Source organism: Streptomyces vulcanius (assembly GCF_042653945.1).
Classification (GTDB): domain Bacteria; phylum Actinomycetota; class Actinomycetes; order Streptomycetales; family Streptomycetaceae; genus Streptomyces; species Streptomyces mangrovi.
Window position 1 is genome coordinate 88798 of the sequence record NZ_JBHSFK010000041.1, and the last position, 21557, is coordinate 110354.

The 21557-nt window shown below is 68.8% G+C and carries 18 protein-coding genes and 4 pseudogenes; 15 read left to right on the forward strand and 7 right to left on the reverse strand.

Annotated features, from left to right (window positions below; all coding sequences use genetic code 11):
• The first annotated feature begins 108 nt into the window (after positions 1 to 108).
• From ACFPIH_RS43555 to ACFPIH_RS43585, 7 genes are all read left to right on the forward strand, one after another.
• Positions 109 to 630: a site-specific integrase gene (locus ACFPIH_RS43555; protein ID WP_381183999.1), complete on the forward strand. Its 522-nt coding sequence runs from the start codon at positions 109 to 111 to the stop codon at positions 628 to 630.
• 600 nt (positions 631 to 1230) lie between these two features.
• Positions 1231 to 5697 carry a hypothetical protein gene (locus ACFPIH_RS43560; protein ID WP_381184002.1) on the forward strand — a complete coding sequence of 1489 codons (4467 nt, stop codon included), beginning with the start codon at positions 1231 to 1233 and terminating at the stop codon, positions 5695 to 5697.
• Between the two features lie 57 nt (positions 5698 to 5754).
• Positions 5755 to 6570, forward strand: coding sequence for a Crp/Fnr family transcriptional regulator (locus ACFPIH_RS43565; protein ID WP_381184004.1), 816 nt, complete (start codon positions 5755 to 5757; stop codon positions 6568 to 6570).
• A 109-nt stretch (positions 6571 to 6679) separates the two neighbouring features.
• Entirely contained in the window at positions 6680 to 7477 is a 798-nt protein-coding gene (locus tag ACFPIH_RS43570) for a hypothetical protein (protein ID WP_381184007.1), read from the forward strand.
• 277 nt (positions 7478 to 7754) lie between these two features.
• Complete coding sequence (locus tag ACFPIH_RS43575; protein WP_381184010.1) at positions 7755 to 8495, forward strand: hypothetical protein; 741 nt, start codon at positions 7755 to 7757, stop codon at positions 8493 to 8495.
• Positions 8492 to 8800 (forward strand): helix-turn-helix domain-containing protein, encoded by a 309-nt coding sequence (locus ACFPIH_RS43580; protein WP_381184012.1) that lies wholly within the window; start codon positions 8492 to 8494, stop codon positions 8798 to 8800. The genes ACFPIH_RS43575 and ACFPIH_RS43580 overlap by 4 nt, the downstream gene beginning before the upstream one ends.
• On the forward strand, positions 8797 to 9933 hold the full coding sequence (locus ACFPIH_RS43585) for a hypothetical protein (RefSeq protein ID WP_381184015.1): 1137 nt from the start codon (positions 8797 to 8799) through the stop codon (positions 9931 to 9933). The genes ACFPIH_RS43580 and ACFPIH_RS43585 overlap by 4 nt, the downstream gene beginning before the upstream one ends.
• 208 nt (positions 9934 to 10141) lie before the next feature.
• Here ACFPIH_RS43585 and ACFPIH_RS43590 read toward each other — a convergent pair.
• Positions 10142 to 10252, reverse strand: a pseudogene (locus ACFPIH_RS43590) (IS5/IS1182 family transposase); the annotation flags it as partial.
• Here ACFPIH_RS43590 and ACFPIH_RS43595 point away from each other — a divergent pair.
• Positions 10242 to 10352 (forward strand): annotated as a pseudogene (locus ACFPIH_RS43595) (IS5/IS1182 family transposase); the annotation flags it as partial. The pseudogenes ACFPIH_RS43590 and ACFPIH_RS43595 sit on opposite strands and share 11 nt — an antisense overlap.
• Positions 10353 to 11219: 867 nt before the next feature.
• Here the strand turns inward: ACFPIH_RS43595 and exaC are convergent.
• From exaC to ACFPIH_RS43615, 4 genes and pseudogenes are all read right to left on the reverse strand, one after another.
• A complete protein-coding gene (gene exaC, locus ACFPIH_RS43600; protein ID WP_381184018.1) occupies positions 11220 to 12743 on the reverse strand; it encodes an acetaldehyde dehydrogenase ExaC in 1524 nt (507 codons plus the stop codon).
• 103 nt (positions 12744 to 12846) lie between these two features.
• The gene (locus ACFPIH_RS43605; protein WP_381184020.1) at positions 12847 to 14118 is read right to left on the reverse strand and encodes a GAF domain-containing protein; all 1272 of its coding nucleotides are present in this window, start codon (positions 14116 to 14118) and stop codon (positions 12847 to 12849) included.
• A gap of 153 nt (positions 14119 to 14271) precedes the next feature.
• The gene (locus tag ACFPIH_RS43610) at positions 14272 to 14883 is read right to left on the reverse strand and encodes an N-acetylmuramoyl-L-alanine amidase (RefSeq protein ID WP_381184023.1); all 612 of its coding nucleotides are present in this window, start codon (positions 14881 to 14883) and stop codon (positions 14272 to 14274) included.
• Positions 14880 to 15239: pseudogene (locus tag ACFPIH_RS43615) on the reverse strand (acetamidase/formamidase family protein); the annotation flags it as partial. The gene ACFPIH_RS43610 and the pseudogene ACFPIH_RS43615, both read right to left, overlap by 4 nt.
• Positions 15240 to 15301: 62 nt before the next feature.
• On the opposite strand from ACFPIH_RS43615, the gene ACFPIH_RS43620 reads away from it, so the two are divergent.
• The 3 genes from ACFPIH_RS43620 (at position 15302) to ACFPIH_RS43630 (ending at position 18354) form a co-directional block, all read left to right on the forward strand.
• On the forward strand, positions 15302 to 15475 hold the full coding sequence (locus ACFPIH_RS43620) for a hypothetical protein (RefSeq protein ID WP_381184025.1): 174 nt from the start codon (positions 15302 to 15304) through the stop codon (positions 15473 to 15475).
• A complete protein-coding gene (locus tag ACFPIH_RS43625; RefSeq protein ID WP_381184028.1) occupies positions 15472 to 17025 on the forward strand; it encodes a recombinase family protein in 1554 nt (517 codons plus the stop codon). Before ACFPIH_RS43620 ends, ACFPIH_RS43625 begins: the two co-directional genes overlap by 4 nt.
• A gap of 597 nt (positions 17026 to 17622) precedes the next feature.
• Positions 17623 to 18354 carry a hypothetical protein gene (locus ACFPIH_RS43630; RefSeq protein ID WP_381184031.1) on the forward strand — a complete coding sequence of 244 codons (732 nt, stop codon included), beginning with the start codon at positions 17623 to 17625 and terminating at the stop codon, positions 18352 to 18354.
• 92 nt (positions 18355 to 18446) lie between these two features.
• Here ACFPIH_RS43630 and ACFPIH_RS43635 read toward each other — a convergent pair whose 3' ends face one another.
• Positions 18447 to 18596: a hypothetical protein gene (locus tag ACFPIH_RS43635; RefSeq protein ID WP_381184034.1), complete on the reverse strand. Its 150-nt coding sequence runs from the start codon at positions 18594 to 18596 to the stop codon at positions 18447 to 18449.
• Between the two features lie 314 nt (positions 18597 to 18910).
• Here ACFPIH_RS43635 and ACFPIH_RS43640 point away from each other — a divergent pair, with 314 nt between their 5' ends.
• The 4 genes from ACFPIH_RS43640 (at position 18911) to ACFPIH_RS43655 (ending at position 21336) form a co-directional block, all read left to right on the forward strand.
• A complete protein-coding gene (locus ACFPIH_RS43640) occupies positions 18911 to 19474 on the forward strand; it encodes a DNA-binding protein (protein WP_381184037.1) in 564 nt (187 codons plus the stop codon).
• A gap of 382 nt (positions 19475 to 19856) precedes the next feature.
• Positions 19857 to 20465, forward strand: coding sequence for a hypothetical protein (locus tag ACFPIH_RS43645; RefSeq protein WP_381184039.1), 609 nt, complete (start codon positions 19857 to 19859; stop codon positions 20463 to 20465).
• A gap of 39 nt (positions 20466 to 20504) precedes the next feature.
• Entirely contained in the window at positions 20505 to 21074 is a 570-nt protein-coding gene (locus tag ACFPIH_RS43650) for a hypothetical protein (RefSeq protein ID WP_381184042.1), read from the forward strand.
• 88 nt (positions 21075 to 21162) lie between these two features.
• Entirely contained in the window at positions 21163 to 21336 is a 174-nt protein-coding gene (locus ACFPIH_RS43655) for a hypothetical protein (protein WP_381184044.1), read from the forward strand.
• A 110-nt stretch (positions 21337 to 21446) separates the two neighbouring features.
• On the opposite strand, the pseudogene ACFPIH_RS56560 reads toward ACFPIH_RS43655, so the two are convergent.
• A pseudogene (locus tag ACFPIH_RS56560) lies at positions 21447 to 21557 on the reverse strand (IS630 family transposase); the annotation flags it as partial.

Consider the following 21557-nt stretch of genomic DNA (forward strand, 5'->3'; position numbering starts at 1 on the left):
CCTCATCTTGAAGCGTTCTTCGGCTGCATGTACTTCGCGGCTATGCGGCCAGCGGAGGTCATCCATCTTCGGATCGATCAATGTCACTTGCCGAAGACTGGGTGGGGGATGCTCAACCTCTCGGGTGGGGTTGTCACGTCTGGCAAGGAGTGGACCGACGACGGTGAGGTGCACGAGGTGCACTCGCTCAAGCGCCGCGCGGTAAGCGCGACGCGGCCTGTTCCCATCCCGCCACAATTCGTACGCATGTTGCGTGCCCATGTGAAAGGTTTCGACGTGGCACCAGACGGCCGACTCTTTCGGAACCAGGCTGGCAATTACGTGGACGCTGCTGCCTATGGCATCACGTGGGCGCGGGCCCGGGCCCGGGAATATGCCCTGACGCGTACCGACCAGACTTCTCGCCTGGCCAAGCGACCCTACGACGTCCGGCATGCCGGGATCTCGTTCTGGCTCTACTCCGGAGTGGACCCGGCCGAGTGTGCCCGCCGCGCCGGTCAGAGCATCGAGGTTCTCTTCCGCCATTACGCCAAGTTCCTCGACGGCCTTCGAGGGCAGGCGAACCGCCTCATCGAGCAGTCCATGAACGAGTGGCAGCGTGTCAGCCAAGGTGACGCGCCCGAGGGCTGAATCGAGGGCTTGGTCCGTGACTGGTCCGGAAGAACTGGTCAGGAGGGGTACAGCAGTGGGAGGAACTGGGAGTTAGCTCGCAAGCCGGGCTCGGTCGAGAGCGGGCTGAGCGAAAGGCGCCTGACGGGTGAAAACCCAGGTCAGGCGCCTTTTTTCGTGCCTCTAGAAGAAGCCCAGCTTCTTCGGCGAGTACGACACGAGCAGGTTTTTCGTCTGCTGGTGGTACATGACGCCTGGCGTCGTGACCAGGGAAAATGAAGGTTTGGTCAGCTGTAGGTTGGGTGCTGGCCCGCCTATGGTCCGGATCTTGGTCTCGATTGACGTCGTGGGTGCGACCTCGAGTGAGGTTCTGGAGTCCACGGGCAAAGGGGATGCGCGACGGCGCTCAAGGTTGTAGCGAGCCCGGGGGCACGCGGCTCGTCGATGGAGGGCGACTCGTGGGCGGCTTCATGCAAGGTACGTAGCGCAGGCTGTTGCCCAAGGCGGACAGCCTCAATGAAGCTCGCTCAGCGGTCTCGGCGCACCTGGCGTGCACGCGGTAGCGTCCGCCTACGCGCGCAGGGCCGGTCCCGACGGCCCGGAGGGGGCAGAGGGGGAACGGTGGCACCGCGACCGGGTGGCGAGACGGACAAGTTCGGCAACCGCTACGAGGGAGCCTGGACAGTCAGACATGCCCTGTACGTACTGCTGGGCTCGGGCACGTCGCTCTGCGTCGAGCCGGGCGGACCGTTGGGCGAGGGGGTCGAGTTCGTCTACCGGCACGACCACGGGACGGAGGTGCACCAGGTCAAGCGGCAGAACCGCAACGCGAACAGCTGGAACGTGGCCTCCCTCCGCGACAAGGGAGTGTGGGAGAGCCTGCGTTCGCACGTCGAGGCGGGGCGGGCGTTTCATTTTGTCTCCGTGCTTCCTGCCCGTGCGCTCGACGAACTTGCCGACCGCGCCCGCCGCTCCGACGATCTTGCCGCCTTCCAGTCCGAGTGGCTGACGGACGAACTGAGGGGTCCGTTCGACGCCCTCGCCTCAGCCGACATCTACGGTTCGGCCGCGACCGCCTGGCTGATGCTGAGAGGGCTCCGCGTGGAGTGGCACGACGAACGGGACCTCGTGCACACCAACGCCGTCCTGGCCGAACGGGTCCTGGCCGGAGCTCCGGGCCGTCTGTCGGCACTCGCCCTCGGTCAACTCCTCTTCGACAACCTGGGCTCTACACTCGACGCTGCGGCCCTCACCGCCCGGCTGGCTCCGTACGGACTGCGGGGTGTTGTGCGGGCCGACGTCGCCGCAGTGTCCGACGCGGTGAGCACAGTGACGTGCCGGTGGGCGGGGAGTATTGAACGTACGCTGCTCAGGCCCACGATCCCCCGCGAGGAGGCCGCCAGCCTCGTGGCGGAGGTCGGCGACGGTACCCGGCGGCTCATTCTGCTGACCGGTACCGCGGGCGGCGGGAAGAGCGCGGTGCTGCACCAGGCCTTCACCGCTCTCGACGAGGCGGCCACTCCGGTTCTCGCCTTCCGTCTCGACCGCCTGGAACCTTTCGGCTCGACCCGCGAACTGGGGCAACGCGTCGGCCTGCCCATGTCCCCGGTCGGTGCCCTCGGCTCCGTGGCGGACGGGCGTCCCTGCATCCTCGTAGTGGACCAGCTCGATGCCGTTAGCATGGCGTCAGGACGCATCCCGGACACCTTCGACGCGGTGGCCGACCTGGTGGACGAGGCTGCGGCACATCCCGGCATGCGGGTGATCCTGGCCTGCCGCGCTTTCGACGCAGAGGCCGACGCCCGCATCCGCAGGCTCACCGCCCCGGACCGCTGCGCACGCGTCGAGGTCGGGCCGCTCTCCGACGCCCAGGTCGACGCGGCCGTCACCAGCATCGGCCTGGACGCCTCCCGACTGGCCCAGCCGCAGCGAGCGTTGCTGCGCTCACCGTTGCATCTCGTCCTCCTTGCCCAGGTGGCGGACAAGGAGGAGGCCCTCTGCTTCCACACCACCCGGCAGCTTTTCGACGCCTTCTGGGACACCAAACAGGTGGAGTGCGCCCGGCGTCAGCCCCCTGTGCGCTTCCACGACGCAGTCTCGGCCGTTGTAGCCGCCATGAGTGCGCGCCAGCGGCTGTCCGTGCCGTACAGCCTGCTCGACACGGACGACCTCGCCCCCAGCCGGAAGGTACTGGAGTCGGAACACGTCTGTCTGCGCGACGGCCGTCAACTGGCGTTCTTCCACGAGAGCTTCTTCGACTATGCCTTCGCCCGCGACTGGCTCCGGCGCGACGAGAGCCTGGTCGCCTTCCTCACCGGCGGGGAGCAGGAACTGTTCCGCCGCGGACAGCTTCGACAGGTGCTCGATCATCTTCGGGATCTCGATCCGGAACGGTTCATCGAGGAGATCGAGGCACTGCTGACCAGTTCGGATATTCGCTACCACCTGAAGGACTTGACCCTGGCCGTGCTGCGTGGGTTGGACGCTCCCACCGCTGTTGAGTGGGGTGCCATCGCACGTGTGCTGGACATGCGCCCTCCCTTCCGTGACCGCCTGTTCGACTTGGTCGGCCTACCTGCCTGGTTCCGTCGCGCGGACGACGAGGGAGTCGTTGAGAACTGGCTAGGCAGCGCCGACACACGAGAACAGGACCGGGCGGTAAGGTTATTGGTGGCGGTCGCTGACGCCTTACCCGACCGGGTGGCCTGTCTCCTGGAGCCGCACACCGCGGACTCTCGGTACAGTGCCTGGCTGGCCCAGATCGTTCCCCACGCCCGCCTCGCCGACAGCCGACAGCTCTTCGACCTACTACTCGACGGCGTGCGAGCGGGCCTCTTAAGCGGTGTCGAACATGCCCTCTGGGATCCGGCGGGCGACCTGGCGGCTGACGAACCCATCTGGGTGGTCGAGTTGCTGGGCGCACTGCTGGCGGAACGCCCAGACGCCCTCCGGCTGGACGATCGAGGCAGTGTGGCGGTGCTGCTGATCCGGGACCACGCGGCACTCCGGATGGTGACCGCCGCCGCCGTCGGCGCTCCGGAGGAGTTCTGCGTCCGGCTGCTGCCGGTCCTGCTGGCCGTCATGAGCCTGACCGCCTATTCGGCCCGTCCCGAACGGCCCGTCCACGATCGCCACTTCTGGCACCGCTATCCCGACGACGAGCCCAGCGACTTGGGCGACGCCTTGTTGCAGGGCGCGGCCGGCGCCCTGCGAAACACGGCGGGCCGGGACGCCTCGCGAACGCGTCAGCTTGTGGAACATCTGGCGAGCGAGCCGTACGAGGCGGCGCAGTGGCTGCTCTACCAGGCGCTGGCTGCGGCGGGACCCGCCCTTGCTCCGTGGTCCGCCGAGATCCTTCTTCAGGGCGGACACCGTCTGCTGTCCGGCTACTCAGAAAATGTGGTGTGGGGTGCGCGTGAGGTCCTCCGCGCCGTCGGTGGTGTCCTGCCCGACGACACCCTCGGGCAGCTTGAGGAGTCCCTGCTCCATCTGCGGCTTCCCCCGGATAGTGAACTCTCGCCCTGGCACGAGTTCACTCTGCTGACGGCCCTTCCCGAAGTCCGGCTCTCCGAGCGGGCGACGCGTCGGCTCGGCGAACTCCGTCGGCTCCACGGCGATCGACAGGCGCCGGACCAACCGGAGGGGGGCACGGGCGGGTGGGTCGGACCGCCCATCCCGTTGGAATCGGCCCAGCACATGACTGACGACCAGTGGCTGAGGGCCATGAGGAAGCACAGCCGGGACCGAACCGACTGGGCAACCAATATCGGCGGGGCCCGCGAGCTGTCCCATGTGCTGCGGAGCATGACGGTGGCGGACCCCGGCCGGTTCGCGCGGCTCGCCCTGCGGATCGACGCCGGGACACACCCGGCCTACGGTGCTTCGCTGCTCCTCGGCCTTGGGGAGGCAGAGCCGTACGACGACCCGGAGACTGTCTTCGCGGCGGTGCGCCACTTTGCCGACAGGGGCAGGCCGGCGCAGGACCGGTGGCTGGGGCACGCCCTGCGGAAGTACCTCGACCACGTGCCGCTCGACCTGGTGGAGGCGCTCCTGAGTCGCGCTCTCGATTCCGGTGAGCCGAGAGACGCCAGCGATCCGTCCGGCAGGCACACTTCCGGTGCGGGCGGGAGCGACGTGACGCGTGACCTGCTCACCGCCGGGATCAACACCGTACGGGGCAGTGCGGCCGAGAGTCTGGGTGATCTGCTCGTCCACGCCGCGGACGGGTCCCGCGCGGCCCTGGTCGTTCCCCACCTGGGTCGGCTGGCGGCTGACCCCTCCCTCGACGTCCGGGCTTGCGTGGCCCACGTGCTGCATGCAGCGATCGGCCACGACCGCCCGGCCGTGGCCGATGCCTTCGTCGTGCTGGTCCAGGCACCCGACGAGTTGCTGGCGTCACCCTACGTGTCTCGCCTGGCCGTTGCCCTGATGCACGGAGATCCGGCGGCGGCCGGACCGCTGACAAAACGGATGCTGCACTCCCCGGTGACGCCGGTGCGCCAGATCGGTGGGCAGATAGCCGCGCTGGCCGCGATGGAGTGGGAGATGCCGGACCTACTGGCGAAGGTGCTCGCCGGGAATGACACGGCGCAGCGGCAGGGAGCGGCAGACGTGTGTGCCCGGCGCCTCCTGAACACCGGTGACGCGGCGCTCGCCCACCACGCGCTCGTCCTGTTCTTCCACGACTCGGAGGAGGACGTGCGGGAAGCCGCTGCTGCGGTGGCCGACGCCTTGCGTGGCCGACGTCTGGGGCCCTACCGCCGGACGCTGACTGCACTGATCGACTCCCGCGCCTTCGAGCCCGCCCTGTCGCAGCTGCTGATCACACTCGAACATGCCCCTGATCGGGTCGATGAACTGGTGCTGACGTGCGTACGGCGGTTTGTCACGGTGTTCGGAGCCGCCTCGGCCGACTTGGCCCGCAGCGCCGCGGCCGACGCCCGCCACATCGGTCGCCTGCTGGTCCGCGCTTATGTCCAGGCCACCTCACCGGCGCGCCGGTCCGAGATCCTCGACCTCCTGGACCGGCTGCTGCTCCTCGGGTCCTACGGTGTGGCTGAGGCGATCAACGACTCCGACCGGAGCTGAACTTCATCTGCTCTTCCCGGTCCCGTCCCGCAGGAAGTAATGGGAGACGCTCCGGTCGTGCGCCGCCGCGCGCCCCGGCGTGCGTCCGGGCGCACCGGTGGACCGGGCGGAAACGTCGCCGCTGAGGTGGCCGAGTGCTGTGCTGTGCAGATGATGCACGGCTCGAACCCCAACGGTCGCGCGGCCTTTCTCGACACGTTGTCACCCGAAGCACGCGCGGCCTTCGCCCGGCTCGGTGCTCGACGCCGCTACGCCGTGGCAGACGTACTCATCCATGAGGGCGACCACACACAGGAGCTGGTGGTCCTCCACAAGGGCCTGGTGAAGGTGACCGCCCGGCTGGACGATGGCCGGGTGTCCCTCATGGACATCAGGATCGCCGGGGACGTCGTGGGCGAGGTGGCGGCGATGGGCGTCGGACCGCGATCGGCCACGGTCACGGCCTGTGGCGATGTGGTCGCCGCTGTTGTCCCGAGACCTGAGCTGGAGGCCTTCCTCCGTGCCCATCCCGAGATGTCGCTGTCGCTCATTGAGATGGTCTGCGGCCGACTGCGCCGATCCGATCGCTTGCGGCTCGAACTTCGTGGATACCCGGTCCCGGTCCGACTGGCGCGCGTCATCGTCGAACTTGCCGAGTCGTACGGGCAGCCCAGGCAGATGCTCAAGGGGCTCGACTGGAACAGGCTGCGCATAGATGTGAATTTGTCGCAGTCGGAGTTCGCCGCGCTCACCGCATCCACCACGCACACCGTGCACAAGGCTCTCGCCCAGCTACGGAAGGACAAGATCATCACCACCGGGTGTCGGCAGACATCCATCGAGGACATGGCCCGCCTGCGTAAGGCAGCCCGGCTGGCTGTGCCGGGCATCTAGGTCATGGCAAGTAAGCCGCATTAGTGCGGCTTACTTGGCTGCTCCCGCACCTTCCTCCCACAGTTGGCGTGCACTGCACCCAACCCCTTTTGGAAGGTGGCGAGTTGTCATGAATGAGATCTCTCCTTCCCGGCCGCCCGACGGCCTGGCACACCGCCGGCTGTGCCTGGCCGCGGATGTGGAGCAGTACAGCCGTCTCGACACCCGGATGCAGGCGGCCGTCCAGTCAGAGCTGGTCCGGATGCTGGACGAGGCGGCGGCGCTGACCCGGCTGGACCGGGCCGCCTGGAAGCGTCAGCCGCAGGGCGACCTGGAGTTCGCCGTTCTCCCCGAGGCCACGCCGGAGGACGCCGTGCTGGGCCCCTTCGTCCATCACCTCGCGGTCCGCCTCAGGGACCGGAATGCCCGCTCGGCCGCCCAGCGGATCAGGCTGCGGATGGCCATGGACATGGGCGTGGTCGCGGACGCCGCCCTCGGCCACGCCGGCCCGGCCCCGGTCGCCGTGGCACGCTACGTCAACGCACCCCAGCTCCGGGCCGTACTCGCCACCCTCACCGCGGCGGACCTCGCGGTCATCGTGTCGGACCAGCTGTACCAGGATGTCGTGCGGTCCGGGCGGCCGGGCCTCGACCCCGCGCAGTACGTGCGGGCCCATGTACGGGTGAAGGAGTTCGGCGGCTACGGCTGGATCCGCGTGCCGGGCCACGCGCCGGACGACGTGCGGTCGGCCGCGGCGCAGGAGCAGGAGCCGACACCGGAGCCCCAGTCGGACGACGACGCCCCGAGCCGGATGCCCCTGTCCCAGTACGTCCACCAGGGTGCCGCCGTCGGCCGGGACGTCGTAGGCGGTCTCACCGTCGGCCTGCCTGTGCCACCTCCGCCGACCGGCCCCGGGCTCGCCCTGTGACGGCCCCCCACCAGGCCCAGTCCTGGCGCGAGCGGGGCGACAGCCAGTGGGCGGACTACGGGGTGAATGTCGGCCACGCGGTGTACGGCGGCATTCACTTCCACCCGCCCGTCTCGCCCGCCGCACGGTCCCGGCGTCGGAACGGGACAGCGCAGCCGGCCCGCATGGCGTGGCACGCGGCCGTTCGGTCGGCCCTGACCGACCTCGCACGTGCCTGTGAGGGAGTCGCCGCTGCACTGGCACACCTCCGGCCCGAAGAGGCCGGAAAGGAGAAGAGATGACGGCGACCGGACCCGGGGGCGTTTTCACCCGGATCGACCAAGGCGTCCTCGGACTGCCCGGCGGCGCGTGGCCGTCCCTCACAGTGCACGTCGGCTCCTGTGCGGTCCTGCTCTCCCCGGAGGAAAGCAGGAGGGCGCTCTACGGACCGCGACGGGACGCGGTGCTGGGCGCGGCCGTCTGGCGACAGGCAGTCACCCAGGCCCGGCGGGAGCCGCCCAATGGCGACGGCACCGGACGGCTGCTCGTGGTCTGGCTGGCCCTCCCCGGGCTGTACCGGAACTTGCACCGGATCCTGCGCCTGTGGCGGATCGACCGGGCGGACCTGGAGGCGGAGGCCGTGCTGGCCGTGCTCGCCGCCCTCGACGTGGCGGACCCGGACGGTCCGGACACGGGCGGCCGCATGATCAAGGAGGCGGTCAATCAGATGTGGGCCTATGCGAAGAGCGTCACCCGCGAGGTCCCCGTCGTCGACGTCGGCGCCTTCGCCGAGTCCCGTAACGCCACTGCCTCCTTGGAGGAACGGGCCCTTCCGCCCGAGGGATGGGAACTGCACATCACGCCCCCGCCTCGCCGCGAGGGTCTGTACGCCACGCTCCGCTTCGCTGAACCATGCCCCCGGCAAGGCGGCCGGCGCACCGGTACCCGCCTGCCTGACCTGGTGTTCCGGGCCCGCCGCCACGAGGAGGCAGACCTCATCGGCACGCTGGTCCTGCGCCCCGCGGGAGCCCGGCGATGAGCGGGCGGTCCGGACCACCGCTGGGCTTCGCGGAAGCCTTCGACCTGCCCCTGAGCGTCGATCTGCGCACAGCCGCCCGCGCCTTCGGCATCTGCCCCGCGACGGCGTACAAGCTGATCCGGCTCGGCGCATTCCCGTGCCCCGTGCTGCGGGTCGGCGGACGCTACCGCATCCCCACCGCGTACCTGCTGCGCACCCTCGGCATCGAGGAGCGGCCGGTGTACGCCGTCCCCCTGGAGGACGACGCCCCGCCCGTCGCTCGGCTCGACGACACCCGCCCCCACACATCGGAGGTTCCCGCATGATCACGTCACAGACGCTCCGGCAGGAGTCCGACCAGCCCCGGAGGTGTTTCGTCGTCGGGCCCATCGGCGACCCGCACGCCGCGCACGGCAGCCCCGAGCGTGAGGCGTACGAGCACCACCTTGGCATTTTCGAGCAGGTGATCGCCCCCGCCTGCGAGAAGTACGGCATCACCGCCGTGCGTGCTGACGGCATCGCGCACGCCGGTGACATCAATGAGCAGATCTGTCGGCACGTGGTCGAGTCCTACCTGGTCGTCGCGGACGTCAGCGGCGGCAACCCCAACGTGATGTACGAGCTGGGGCTGCGGCACATCACCGGCAAGCCGACGATCCACATCGGGGAGGCCGGGCAACTGCCCTTCGACATCGCTTCGATCAGGACCATCCGCTACCAACGGACGCGCAGTCATCTGGCCGGAGCGTGCAAGGAGATCGAGAGCGCCCTGGAGGCGGGGCTCCGCGACGGCTTCGAACTCCTCACACCGGCACGGGTGCTGCGCGGACTCCAGACCGGTGACGGACCGGCCTCCGCCTCGGAGGTCGGCGATGGGGAGAACGCGGAGGATGAGGACTCGCCCGGTCTGCTCGACGACTTCGCGGTGATCGAGGACGGGCTGGACGAGACGACCGCTGACATGGAGACGATCACGAGGACGATCGAGACGATCGGAGTGCTGACTGAGCGCTCTGGCACCGAGATGCTCGAACTGGCCCAGGCGAACGCTCCCGCGAGCGCGCGGCTCGCCGCCGTCGCCCGGTACGCGGAGATGATCAGCGCACCCGCGGGCGAACTGAACATAGTCGCCGCCGCGTTCGGGGAGCGGATGGTGAACCTGGACAGTGGGGTGCGGGCCGCGCTGGGGCTCATCGAGATGACGCCACCCAACGAGCGAGGCGAGGGAACGGAGGCGTTCCTGGAGCAACTGATCTCGCTGGATGAGGCTGCGCAGGACGGTCTGGCACAGATCGGCTCCTTCGGCACCTCAGCGGGCACCATGGTCCGGGTGAGCCGGCACCTCCGTAAGCCGGTGAGGGAGATCTCCTCCGCGGTGACCCAACTGACCGTCGCCATCACGAGGATGGGGGAGTGGTCGGCCAAGGCCCGCGTGCTGGCTCGCAGTGACACCGCATGACACTGCCTCGCAGGGACCCGGACCTCCTCAGAGGCCCGGGTTCTGTGTTCTCACGCAACTGCTCGCACACACATTGACGGGCCGCTGCCGGCCGATCCACCTGCGGTCCTGTCCTACAGCGGAGTTGAGGGCGCAGCTCTTGCCGCAGCAGAAGATGTCGTCCAAGGCGGCGCCGATACATTGCTGTGGCCGTCGGGGATGATGGTGACCCCCGGTAGAGGATCGCGTTCACGATCTTCCGCATGTCGTAGGCACCCTGGTGGCCGCTGACCGAGCGGTGCCGGTCCTTCCACGCGGTGATCACCGGCTCGATCAACAGGTCGCCTCGTTGCTCTGCGAAGGTCCGCGCGCTGGTCGAAAAAGGTATCGCCAACCTCAAGTCCTGGCGACTTCTCCGCAAGCTCGGCTGCTCGACTACCGGATCACCTGCCAACTCGTACCCTCACCGATCCGGCGACTCCCAGCCGGAGCACCTGCCGGGGCGCAGGCGAGCACGCGAGGCATGCACGGTGCTGCAACGCGCCACCACTTCGGCTGAAGATGCACTGCCCGGGACGGATGCTTTCCCGATATTCATGAAGGCTGGGGTGGGAAACGGGGGGTTCCGATGCTGCTCGTTGTGGCATTACTGGTGGTCGGAGGCACGGCGCTGGTGTCGCGCTGCGGCGGCCCGACAGCATTCCACCGGCCATGTCGCCGCAGACGCAGGGGGCTGTTCGCGCGCTGCCTGAACAGTAGCGGCAGCCGCCCTGTCTGCCCGCAACGATGTTGCCCAGCCGCGGTATCACTTCTCTCCCGCACGCTTCATGGCGGCAACGCCAGAGCCTATCACTGCCTGGATAGGGCTCCAGCGGTCGAGCCCGGCTTCCCGCATGATCAACACCGGATCGCGCGGATCCTTCCGAGGACGTCCCGTCGCCACTCAGCCTCCCTCTGCATTGCCCGCTTCGGGGGGAGAGGATCGCACGCGGCACTGACAACGGCCTTGCCCATGCCGGGAGCTTGGGGGCGGGCTGACTTCGCGGCGGCCTTCCTGCTCAGCCATTTCTGCTGTCTTCTCTCGACGGTTCGGGCGCTGCCTCCGGGCCTCGGGCGGGTCGCTGCGCCTATGAGAGGGCGGCTCGTGGGGGTAACGTCCTCCGGCGCAATTTGGTCCGCGACTGGTCCGAGTAGAACTTCATTGGGCGCCGGAGAGTAACGAGAAGAACCCGACTGGTTGCATTGGGTAGCTATCGTGTCGGGTTGCCTGGAGTGTAACGATGCCTTCAGGCAATCGACTTCAGGCTCTAGAAGAACCCAAGTTTCTTCGGACTGTATGAAACAAGAACGTTCTTCGTCTGCTGGTAGTGCTCGAGCATCATCTTGTGGGTCTCGCGGCCGATTCCCGACTGCTTGTAGCCGCCGAAAGCCGCGTGGGCCGGGTAGGCGTGGTAGCAGTTCGTCCAGACGCGGCCCGCCTGGATGGCGCGGCCCGCGCGGTAGGCCGTGTTGATGTCACGGGTCCATACGCCGGCCCCGAGACCGTACAGGGTGTCGTTGGCGATCTTGATGGCGTCGTCGAAGTCGTCGAAGGAGGCCACCGAGACCACCGGGCCGAAGATCTCCTCCTGGAAGACACGCATCCGGTTGTCGCCCTCGAAGATGGTCGGCTGGACGTAGTAGCCGCCCTTCAACTCACCGTCGTAGTCGGCACGTTCGCCGCCGGTGAGGACCTTGGCGCCCTCCTGCCGGCCGATGTCGATATAGGAGAGGATCTTCGACAGCTGCGCGTCGGACGCCTGGGCGCCGATCATCGTGTCGGTGTCGAGAGGGTGCCCGGGCTTGATCAGTTCGGTGCGGGCGACGGCCGCCTGAAGGAAGTCGCCGTAGTTGCCGCGCTGGATCAGACCGCGGGAGGGGCAGGTGCACACCTCGCCCTGGTTGAGCGCGAACATCGTGAAGCCCTCGAGGGCCTTGTCGCGCAGGTCGTCGTCCTTGTCCCACACGTCGTCGAAGAAGAGGTTCGGGGACTTGCCGCCCAGCTCCAGCGTCACCGGCTTCAGGTTCTCGGCGGCGTACTGCATGATCAGCCGCCCGGTCGACGTCTCGCCGGTGAACGCCACCTTCGCCACCCGCGGGCTGGACGCGAGCGGCTTGCCCGCCTCCTCGCCGAAGCCGTTGACGATGTTCAGCACGCCCGGCGGCAGCAGGTCCGCGACCAGGCTCATCCAGTAGTGCAGCGAGACCGGGGTCTGCTCGGCGGGCTTGATGACCACCGCGTTGCCCGCCGCGAGCGCCGGGGCGAGTTTCCACGCGGCCATCAGGATCGGGAAGTTCCACGGAATGATCTGCGCGACGACCCCGAGCGGCTCGTGGAAGTGGTACGCCACCGTGTCGTCGTCGATCTCGCTGAGCGCGCCCTCCTGCGCCCGCACCGCTCCCGCGAAGTACCGGAAGTGGTCGATGGCCAGCGGGATGTCCGCCGCCAGCGTCTCGCGCACCGGCTTGCCGTTCTCCCAGCTCTCCGCGACCGCGAGGGGCTCCACATACGCCTCCATACGGTCGGCGATCTTCAGCAGGATGTCCGAGCGCTCGGTCGCCGACCGCCGCCCCCAGGCCGGTGCGGCGGCGTGCGCCGCGTCGAGCGCCCGCTCCACGTCCTCCGCCGTACCGCGTGCCACCTCGGTGAAGGGCTGCCCGTTCACGGGGGACGGGTTCTCGAAGTACTGCCCACGGGCCGGCGGCACGTACTCGCCGCCGATGAAGTGGTCGTAACGCGCCTGGTAGGAGACGATCGCGCCCTCGGTGCCGGGCGCCGCGTAACGGGTCATGCCGGTGTGCCTCCCTCAGCAGGGCCGCCCGCCGTTGGACGGCTCTGCCCGGGAGGCTATGGACGCGGACGTTGCAACTACGTTGCGCTGGACCCCGTATGCCTCAGAAGTGAGTCCAGCCGGCCGGTGCCGCGAGCTCCGCCTCCAGTGCCGTCAGACGCGCCCGCACCGCGGCCGACGGGCGCGCCGCCGCGAGCGCCCGCCATATGTCGGGGTCGTCCTCACCCCACGGCGCGTGCGCCCAGTCCGTGAGGAGGTCGGGGTCCCGGCCCGCGATCAGCGCGGCGCGCAGCTCGTCGGCGAGGCGCTGTCTGAGCCACACCACCGCGGGGGCCTGCGAGGCCGGCAGCAGGGGTCCGGTGTACGCCGTCAGGGCCCCCGTGACCGCACCGGCCGCCAGCCGCCGCTCGACCACCGACACGTCCGACTCCAGCGGCACGGTGAGCCGGTAGGGGCGGGACGCCAGCAGCCCGGGGCCGAGCACCCCACGCAGCCGGGCCAGTTCGGCCCGCAGCGTCACCGGGGTCACCGACTCGGCCTCGTACAGCGCGCACAGCAGCTCGTCGCCGGTCAGGCCCTCCGGGTGACGGGCCAGCAGTACCAGGATCTCGCTGTGCCGACGGCTCAGCCTGAGCGTCCGGCCGCCGGTGACCAGGAGGGCCTCGTCCCGGCCGAGCGCGGTCAGCTCGAACGCCCCGGCCTCCGGCCGTTCGGGAGCGAGCAGCGCCAGCTGGGACTCCGCCGCCCTGGCGACAGCCTGGACGAAGCCCAGGCTGTGCGGGTGGGCCAGGCCGTTGCCGCCGGTGATGTCCACCGCGCCCAGCACCCGCCCGGTGCGCGGGTCGTGCACCGGGGCGGCGGCGCACGTCCACGGCTGGACCCGCCGGATGAAGTGCTCCGCCGCGAACACCTGCACCGGCCGGTCCAGTGCCACCGCCGTGCCCGGGGCGTTCGTCCCGACCGCGGTCTCCGACCACCGGGCACCCGGCACGAAGTTCATCCGCCCCGCCTGTCGCCGTGTCGCCGCGTGCCCCTCGACCCACAGCAGCCTGCCGTGCGCGTCGCACACCGCGAGCAGATGCTCGCCGTCGGCGGCGAAGGTGCCCATCAGCTCCCGGAACAACGGCATCACCCGGGCCAGCGGATGCTCCGACCGGTAGGCACCGAGATCGCCGTCCGTCAGCTCCACGCTCGCCGTGCCGTCCGGGCCGACTCCCGCGCGCGCCGAACGCCGCCACGAGTCGGCCACTACGGCCCGCACCGGCCTCGGCACCGTCCCCGCCTCGGTGAACGTCTGGTGCGCCCGGCGCAGGACCCGCACACGCTCGGCGGGATCGGCCCCCGGCTCCAGGGCGATCCAGGGATCGTTCGGCAACTCGCCCTCCCGGAAGACGCTGTGGCTGGGGATCCCTCGGCTGGGGACTCTTCGGCCGGGGACTCTGCGGTTGGAGACTCTTGGGTCGGAGACTCTTCGGTTGGGGGACATCGTCACTCCGGGTGCGGAGGCCGACAACCGTTCCGGCAGATTTCAGACGGAATTGACGAGTCTCATGTAACGGGCCCAGTCCCAGTTCGGACCCGGATCGGTGTGGTCGGTGCCCGGCACCTCGTAGTGCCCGATGATGTGCGCACGGTCCCTGGAAATGCCGTACCGCTCGCACACCGAGGCCGTCAGCCGGGCGGACCGCTCGTACAGCGCGTCGGTGAAGTACGCCGGACGGTCCACCCATCCCTCGTGCTCGATGCCGACGCTGCGCGTGTTGTACTCCCAGTTCCCCGCGTGCCAGGCGATGTCGGACTCGCGCACGCACTGCGCCACATGACCGTCCACGGAACGCACCACGTAGTGCGCCGACACCTTCTTCTTCGGGTTCTGGAAGACGGCGAGCGTCTTGGTGTACTCGGTCTGCGTGACATGGATGACCACCCGGTCGACGCGATGGCTCGCGGGACGGTCGGCCGCCGTGCGGTTCGACGGGTTCGCCGGCTGCCAGTCGGCGAACGGGTAGTCGACGGCCCGGGGTTCGGCGCCCGCCCGCGCGGCCGGGAGCAGCGCGTACGGCACGGCGGCGAGGAACGCGCCTCTGAGGATCCAACGGCGGTCGGGGCGGGGGCTCGACGGAGCGTTCGGCTGGTTCATCGGCTCAGCGCCGCCGCCGTCTCGCGCAGCCGCGCGTGCACTCCGCGATGCGTCTCGCGGGCCGGGAGCCACTCCTTGCGGAGCTTGGCCACACAGGTGTAGTTGGTGTCGCACACGTTGGCCAACGGCGACTCCACGGCCTGGGTCGCGAACTGGTAGGCGTCCAACTCGCTGAAGCCGTAGTCCCGTACCAGCCACCGCACCAGGTCGAGCTGTGAGATACGGAACGCGTCCTCCAGGGGACGGGCCGAACCCGTCGAGACGATGTGCGTGTCCGACTCGATGCGCGGCCAGGGAGTGGCCAGCCCCTTCAACAGCTCCACGATCACCACGGTGTTCATCGCGCACTCGGAGGCTGGAATCAGGCGTATTTTAGAAGTACGGCCGAACGCGGCCCGCACCGGCCCAGGAGGGGATCATGAAGAACCAGCCAGCGCAGCACCAGCCGCACCGTGTGGTGCCCATTCCCGGATGCCGGCATGAGGAGTCGGGCTGCTCCCTGGGCCAGTGCGCCGACTGCAGCGTCACCGTCGAGGTTGCAGTCCTCGTCACCACCCCGTGCCGTGGCTACGACGCCGAGGACGAGTCATGATCGCCACCACAAACGCCCCGCTCCGCGCCGTGATTTACACCCGCCTGAGCAACGACCCGCGCGGCGACGGAGTCAACGTCGCCGCCCAGGAGGAGGCATGCCGCAAGCTGGCCGCCAGCCTCGGCATGACGGTGCTCGCACCGGTCCTCACCGACAACGACCGCTCCGCCTACTCCGGCAAGCCGCGCCCCGGCTTCCAGCGCCTGATGGCCATGCTCGCCGACCGCGAGGCGGACGCAGCGATCGTCTGGCACGCCGACCGCCTGTACCGTCAGCCGCGTGACCTTGAACCCCTGGTCGACATCGTCGAGAAGACCGGGCAGCGGATTCACGCCGTCACGCACGGCCAGCTGGATCTGTCCACGCCGACCGGCGTCATGCTGGCCCGTATCCTGGCGGCCGTGAACGCGCAGTACGTCAGTCACGCCATCGAGAACATGAAGGCCCGCAAGGACACCAACCGCCGGGCCGGGGTCCACCCCGGCGGCCCCCGGCCGTTCGGGCTCAAGGCCGTCAAGCGGCACGCCCCCGGCGAGGCTCCCCAGGTGCCGCAGGTCGACCCGCGCGAGGCGAGGCTCATCCGTGAGGCCGCTGATGCTCTCCTCGCGCACACCGCCGACCCCGAGACCGGCCTCAGCCTCACAGGCGTCTGCCGCGCGTGGAACGCACGCAAGGTCACCACCCCGCGCGGCAACCCGTGGACGGTCTCGGCCCTCAAGAAGGTGATGACCTCGGCCCGCGTCGTCGGTCTCATCGAGTTCGAAGGCGAGACCGTCGGCCCCGCCTCGTGGGAGCCGATTCTCGACCGCACCACGTGGCAGGCACTGCGCACGGTTTTGCGCGACCCGGCCCGCAGCGCGCACCTGAGCGACGGCCACGGCAACCGGACGCCCAAGTACCTGGGCAGCGGGATCTACCTGTGCCCCTGCGGAGGCACCGTCAGCCCCGGCGGTTCGCGCGTCGGCCAGCACCCCCGGTACCGCTGCGCCACAGGTGACGCGCGTCATGTGAGCCGCAGGGCGGACCTGGTTGACGACCTGGTGGAGCTGACGGTTGTCGCCCGCCTCGCCCGGCCGGACGCCCGGGCCGCGTTCTCAGCGCCTGCCGCGCCTGCCCTGGCACAGCCGTCCGCCGACGAGCTGAACGCCCGTCACGCGGCGCTGACGGCCCGCCTGGAGGCGCTGGCGGACGCCTTCGCGGACGACGACGAGGCGGACCCCGTGGAGTACCGGTCCGCGTCCAGGAAGCTCAAGGAGCGCATCGCCGCCGTCGAGCAGCGGCTAGCCGACGCCCAGAGCCAGGCCGCCGCCGCCCGCGAGCCCGGCCCACTGGATGACATCGACATTCCGGAGCTGGCCCGCCGCCATGCCGCCGACCCCGAGGACGCGCTGACCTGGTACCGCGAGACGTACAGCCTGGAGCGACGGCGGAAGATCCTTAAGGTGCTGGCCGTGGTCACCCTGGTCCCCGGCAAGCAGGGACGCCCCCCGGGCTGGAAGCCGGGGACGCCGTACTTCGACCCCGACAGCGTCCAGGTCGACTGGGCCTGACCTGCCACGCACACGACGGCGCCCTGCCGGGACTCAACTCCGGCAGGGCGCTGGGCTGTTCGGGCGCCTACCTGTTCCAGTGGCAGTCGCACTTGCAGCGCGGCAGGAGAATGATCCCGTTCGAGTGCGGCAGTGGGATGTCCCGGGTCCGGCGGCAGTCCTTGTGCAGTCCCCGGTACTCCGCCCGCTGGGCGAGCGCGCTCGGCCGACAGCGTCACTTCGTCCGTGGCGGCCACCGGACCGTCGCCTTCCGCGCCCGACACCGGGGACACATGCACGCCGGATAGCCCAGTTCCTTTGGCTGGAGGCGTTCCGGGTCTCCGGTTCCCACCTCGTAGCGCGAGACAACCGCCGTGCGCCGCCCCTCCTGGTCGATCTTGTACACCTCGATGGTCATTGCTATGGCACTGCTCCCGACGCTCCTGTGACTGTCCGTCACAAAAGCCTCGGGTGCGCTGGGCGAGCGGACCAAGTCCGCGTTCATGGTGGTCGCGTACGCGTCCACCATTCCCCGTCCGAAGATCAGCCACGGGTGGGCCCAACCGTCGCCCAGCCGCCGGGCCGCCTCGTCGGCGGTGCCTCAGTGACGTCCGGGTCGTGGGGCGGCCGAAAGGCACGCGGGGGCTCACGGCGCCGCTATACCGGTGCCGGAAGACGAAGCACCTGGCGCGCGGTACGGAACCGATCGACCTCACCGTCGAGGAGTACGTGATCCGGCGCCTGTCGCGCTCCGACGCCGTCGGCCTCCTCGTCGACGAGACCTCACCGAGGACGGAGGAGCTGCGGGCTAAGGCCGTTGCCTTGCGGTCCCGAATCAGGTCCCTGACCGGCGAGTTCGCGGATGACGACGATGCGGACGCCGCCGAATTCAGGGCCGCTACCCGCAGCATCAAGGCCGGGCTGGCTGACGTCGAGGCGCAGATGGCGCACCTGCAGCGGGCGCGTGTCCTGCTGGACATCGTGACCGCCGAAGATCCCGCCAAGGCATGGAAGGATCTGATGCTGGACCGGCAGCGCGCGGTGGTCGCAACGCTGGCCACGGTGACGCTCGTGCCCGGCCGTCCGAGCAGGGCGCAGTTCGATCCGCGATTCGGTACGGTTCGAGGATGTCGGCGAACTGGAGGTTGGCGGCGAGGACGTCGAGGAGGCCGTCACCCGCCGGGGCTGCCACATGGTGGGCCGTGCTCGACGGGGCGCGGGCGTGGTCAGGCCGAACCGCTTTTCTCCCGGTCCTGTTTCTCCTGTGCCATGAGCGAGCTCCTTGACCTGGGTGCGGTCTTCGTCGTCGCCGATGATGTGCGCCTCGCGAGCAGCCACAATGGGTTGTAGCCACCTCCGGAGTTGGTCCAGCCGCTCGATGTGCTGGATGGACTGGCCCCTGTCGGTTTCGTGCTGGAACACCGGCCTGGTGGGGGCCGCTTCTAGGCGGCGATCGGCTTCGACTCGGTCGGCTTGGGCCGGAGCAGGGCTTTCAGGCGGTCCCGCTGCTCGGGGGTGAGTGCGGGTGCCTGGTCGGCCAGTTCCTGGGCGTAGCGCCGAATGTCTGCGATCTCCGCAGCGGTCAACGCCATCAGGCTATCTTCTGGTCGTGCCCGAACATGTTGCCCGCCTTATGTAGAGTGAACTGAATGCCTATCGGTGCCCTATTGAAACACGAGTCGGAGTACCACTCAATAGGTAGTCGACTCGGATTCGATGGGTGCCATGGTGCGGAGCATGCGCAGTACTAGCTGCGACGACAAGGCTGGCCTGAACTTCTTCCCCGAGATGTAGCTCTTCTGGCGCATGTGACGACGGCCGAGAGCTATGTGGCAACCCACCTGGAGGCCGCGCCGAGCGCGCCTATGATCGGTGCATGCCGTCATCCCTTCCCACGTCCCTTGCTGTGTCCGACGCCATCACCCACTACCGCCAGCTGCGCGAGCTGACCGTCGACGAGCTGGCCTATGTGCTCGGGATGCTCGATCACCCGATCTCGGCCGACGCCCTCGCGGAGATGGAGCGATGTGCTCGTCCTGTGACTGTCGACGACCTCGTCGCGATCTCCTATGCGCTCGACACGACCCCCGCGGTGCTGCTGTCGCACATTCCCATCGACATGCCGGAACCCGAGGGGCCCCTGGCTACCGGGCTCCCCTGTGACGTCGACCAGACCGAGCTCCGTGCCTGGCTCGAAGGAAAGACCACGCTCGACCGCGAGTCGCGGGTGAGCTGGTGGAAAGAGCGACTCGCCCGCCTCAGGGTCCGGTCGGCGCACCACGAGGAGCAGCTGCAGGGTGCGTACGCGGAGCTGCGCGAGCTCGGTGACCTTGCGCTCCAGGAAGCGGACGCCCCGCCGGTGCAGCGTCTTCAGTGGCGCATTCAGGACGGCGAGCATGCGCTCAATCAGTCCGAGGTTGCACTGGCGCTGACTGAGCATCGACTCGGCAACCTTCAAGAAGACGCCTGACAGCTGAGTCCTAGCCAGTCAAAGTCACCTATCCACAGACGACTTTGACTGGCTTTCTGTCGTTGGGTGGTACATCCGGTACATCAATCTGGAATACTGATAGTGGACTTGTGAATGCCTTCGCAAGTGCTGATGTACGAGAAGAAAGCTCGGACGTCGGTCAGGTGGTCCTCAAGGGGGCCAGCTTCGGCTCCCGGGCGTGGTCGGGATCCGGGTCCCGGGGATGCAGTGTGGAAGTGCGGAGCCGAGACGCTGGTTTCTGGAAGAGAGCCCTACCTGGACACGCAGGGCTGAACGAGAGGAAGCGGGGGCGATTATGACTGAGGATCAGCCTCGGTTACCCGAGCAGCCGGCACAGGGCCATGCAACAGCATCACAGGCCGTGCCGCCGCGACCACAGGTTCCGCCCGTTGTCACGGCCGAGCAGTGGGCCGCCGGGTTCCAGCAGACGCATCACCGCGAGCCGACGATGTCCGAGTACCAGGCCGCCGTTCATGCCGGACTGATCGCTCCCGAGCGCCGGCCTCGCGATCCGTCGATGCAACTGATGGCCGACGGAGCCAAGCAGGTCGTCAACGGTGCTCAGGACTTCTTCAACACCAAGGTCGTGCCGGCCGTCGAGAACTCTGGAGCCAAGGAGTTCCTCGGCAGCCGCGTTGCCCCGGCCGCACTGGGCGCCGCGCGCTCGATGCGGCAGAGCACCTCGCGTTCGGGACTCAAGCTGAGAGGGCTGGCCACCTTCATCCTTCCCGCCGCGGCGTTCCTGGCGATCATCTCGCTGTTCATGCCGGCCGCTTCAGCCGTGGACTTCTCGGTCAACTACTTCATGGGCCCCGTCAGCGGCACCCGCTACACCTCCGTCGGGGCGGGCGTGGTGCTCCTGGCACTGCTGTCGGTCGTGAAGCCGGCGACAGCAGTCCTCATCCTGCTGTCGCCGCGTCAGACGCCTGCGATTCCGCCGATGCCACCAGCCCGGCCTCCACAGAGCTGACCCAAACCGACCATCCAGAACAAACAAAGGAAGAACACCATGAAGACCACCAGGACCGCACGTGCGACGCGGACCAGGATCGCCGTGTCCGCCGCGGCTCTGGCCGGGGGCGCGCTCATGGTCACCGCCTGCGGGGGGAGCAGCGATGCTGCTTCCTCGCAGAGCCCCAGCAGCAGCCAGGCCTCCAGCTTCGACGGTGCCTACATCTCCATCACCGACGGGGCGCGCGGCGGCATCGCAGCCGTCGAAGGCCACAAGATCACATACATCAACGTCACCGCCGGCGACCAGCAGTGCCAGCTGACCACGAAGGCCCTCGACGACTTCAAGCACGGCTCGATCGTCAAGGACGGCACGACCGACAAGGGTCAGTACCAAGTTCTCTCGATCGGCACGATCAACGACAGCCGGACCAGCGTGCTCTGGGACGACGTCAACGGCTCCGACCAGACAGGCACTGACCCGGGATCCGGCTCGATCTCGATGTCGAACAGCATGATCACGCTTGGGTACACCTTCGCCTATTCGATCGACCAGGTACAGCTCATCCCCGCCGACAGTGACCAGGCGAAGACCTTGATGGCCAAGGACTGCGACCAGCACAGCTGATTGCCGCACCACCCAGGCAGCACAGAACCCTTGGGCATCACGTCCGACTGCACCATTAGGGTCATCGGAGTCGGGATTTGCCGCCGAGGTGGCCAGCAACGAAGCGGCCGCCCGGCTGGACTACCTCGAAGACCTCTACCGGGACTGGAACGACGGCGGCGCCTCCTCCGGCTGGGCCGTTGAGCGGATCTCGGCGGAGTTCGAGCGGATCCGCCGAGAACTGGGGGACCTGCCCGGCGTGGTCTCGTCGGCCGCCCGCTGAGGACGATGCTGCAGCATCTGACCAAGACGCTGCACCCCGGGGTGCTGAACGACTGCTTCTACCAGGCCGCCACCGCCCTCTGCCGCAAGCGCGCTACTGACTTCGGCTCGTCAGGGTGAGGTCGGGTTGCCGAGGGCGAGGCCGGTGCCGGCTATGAAGCCGTCGAGGGTTTCGGGCCGGTACTGGAGTCGTTTGAGCCGGTTGCGGACGAGGGCCTCCAA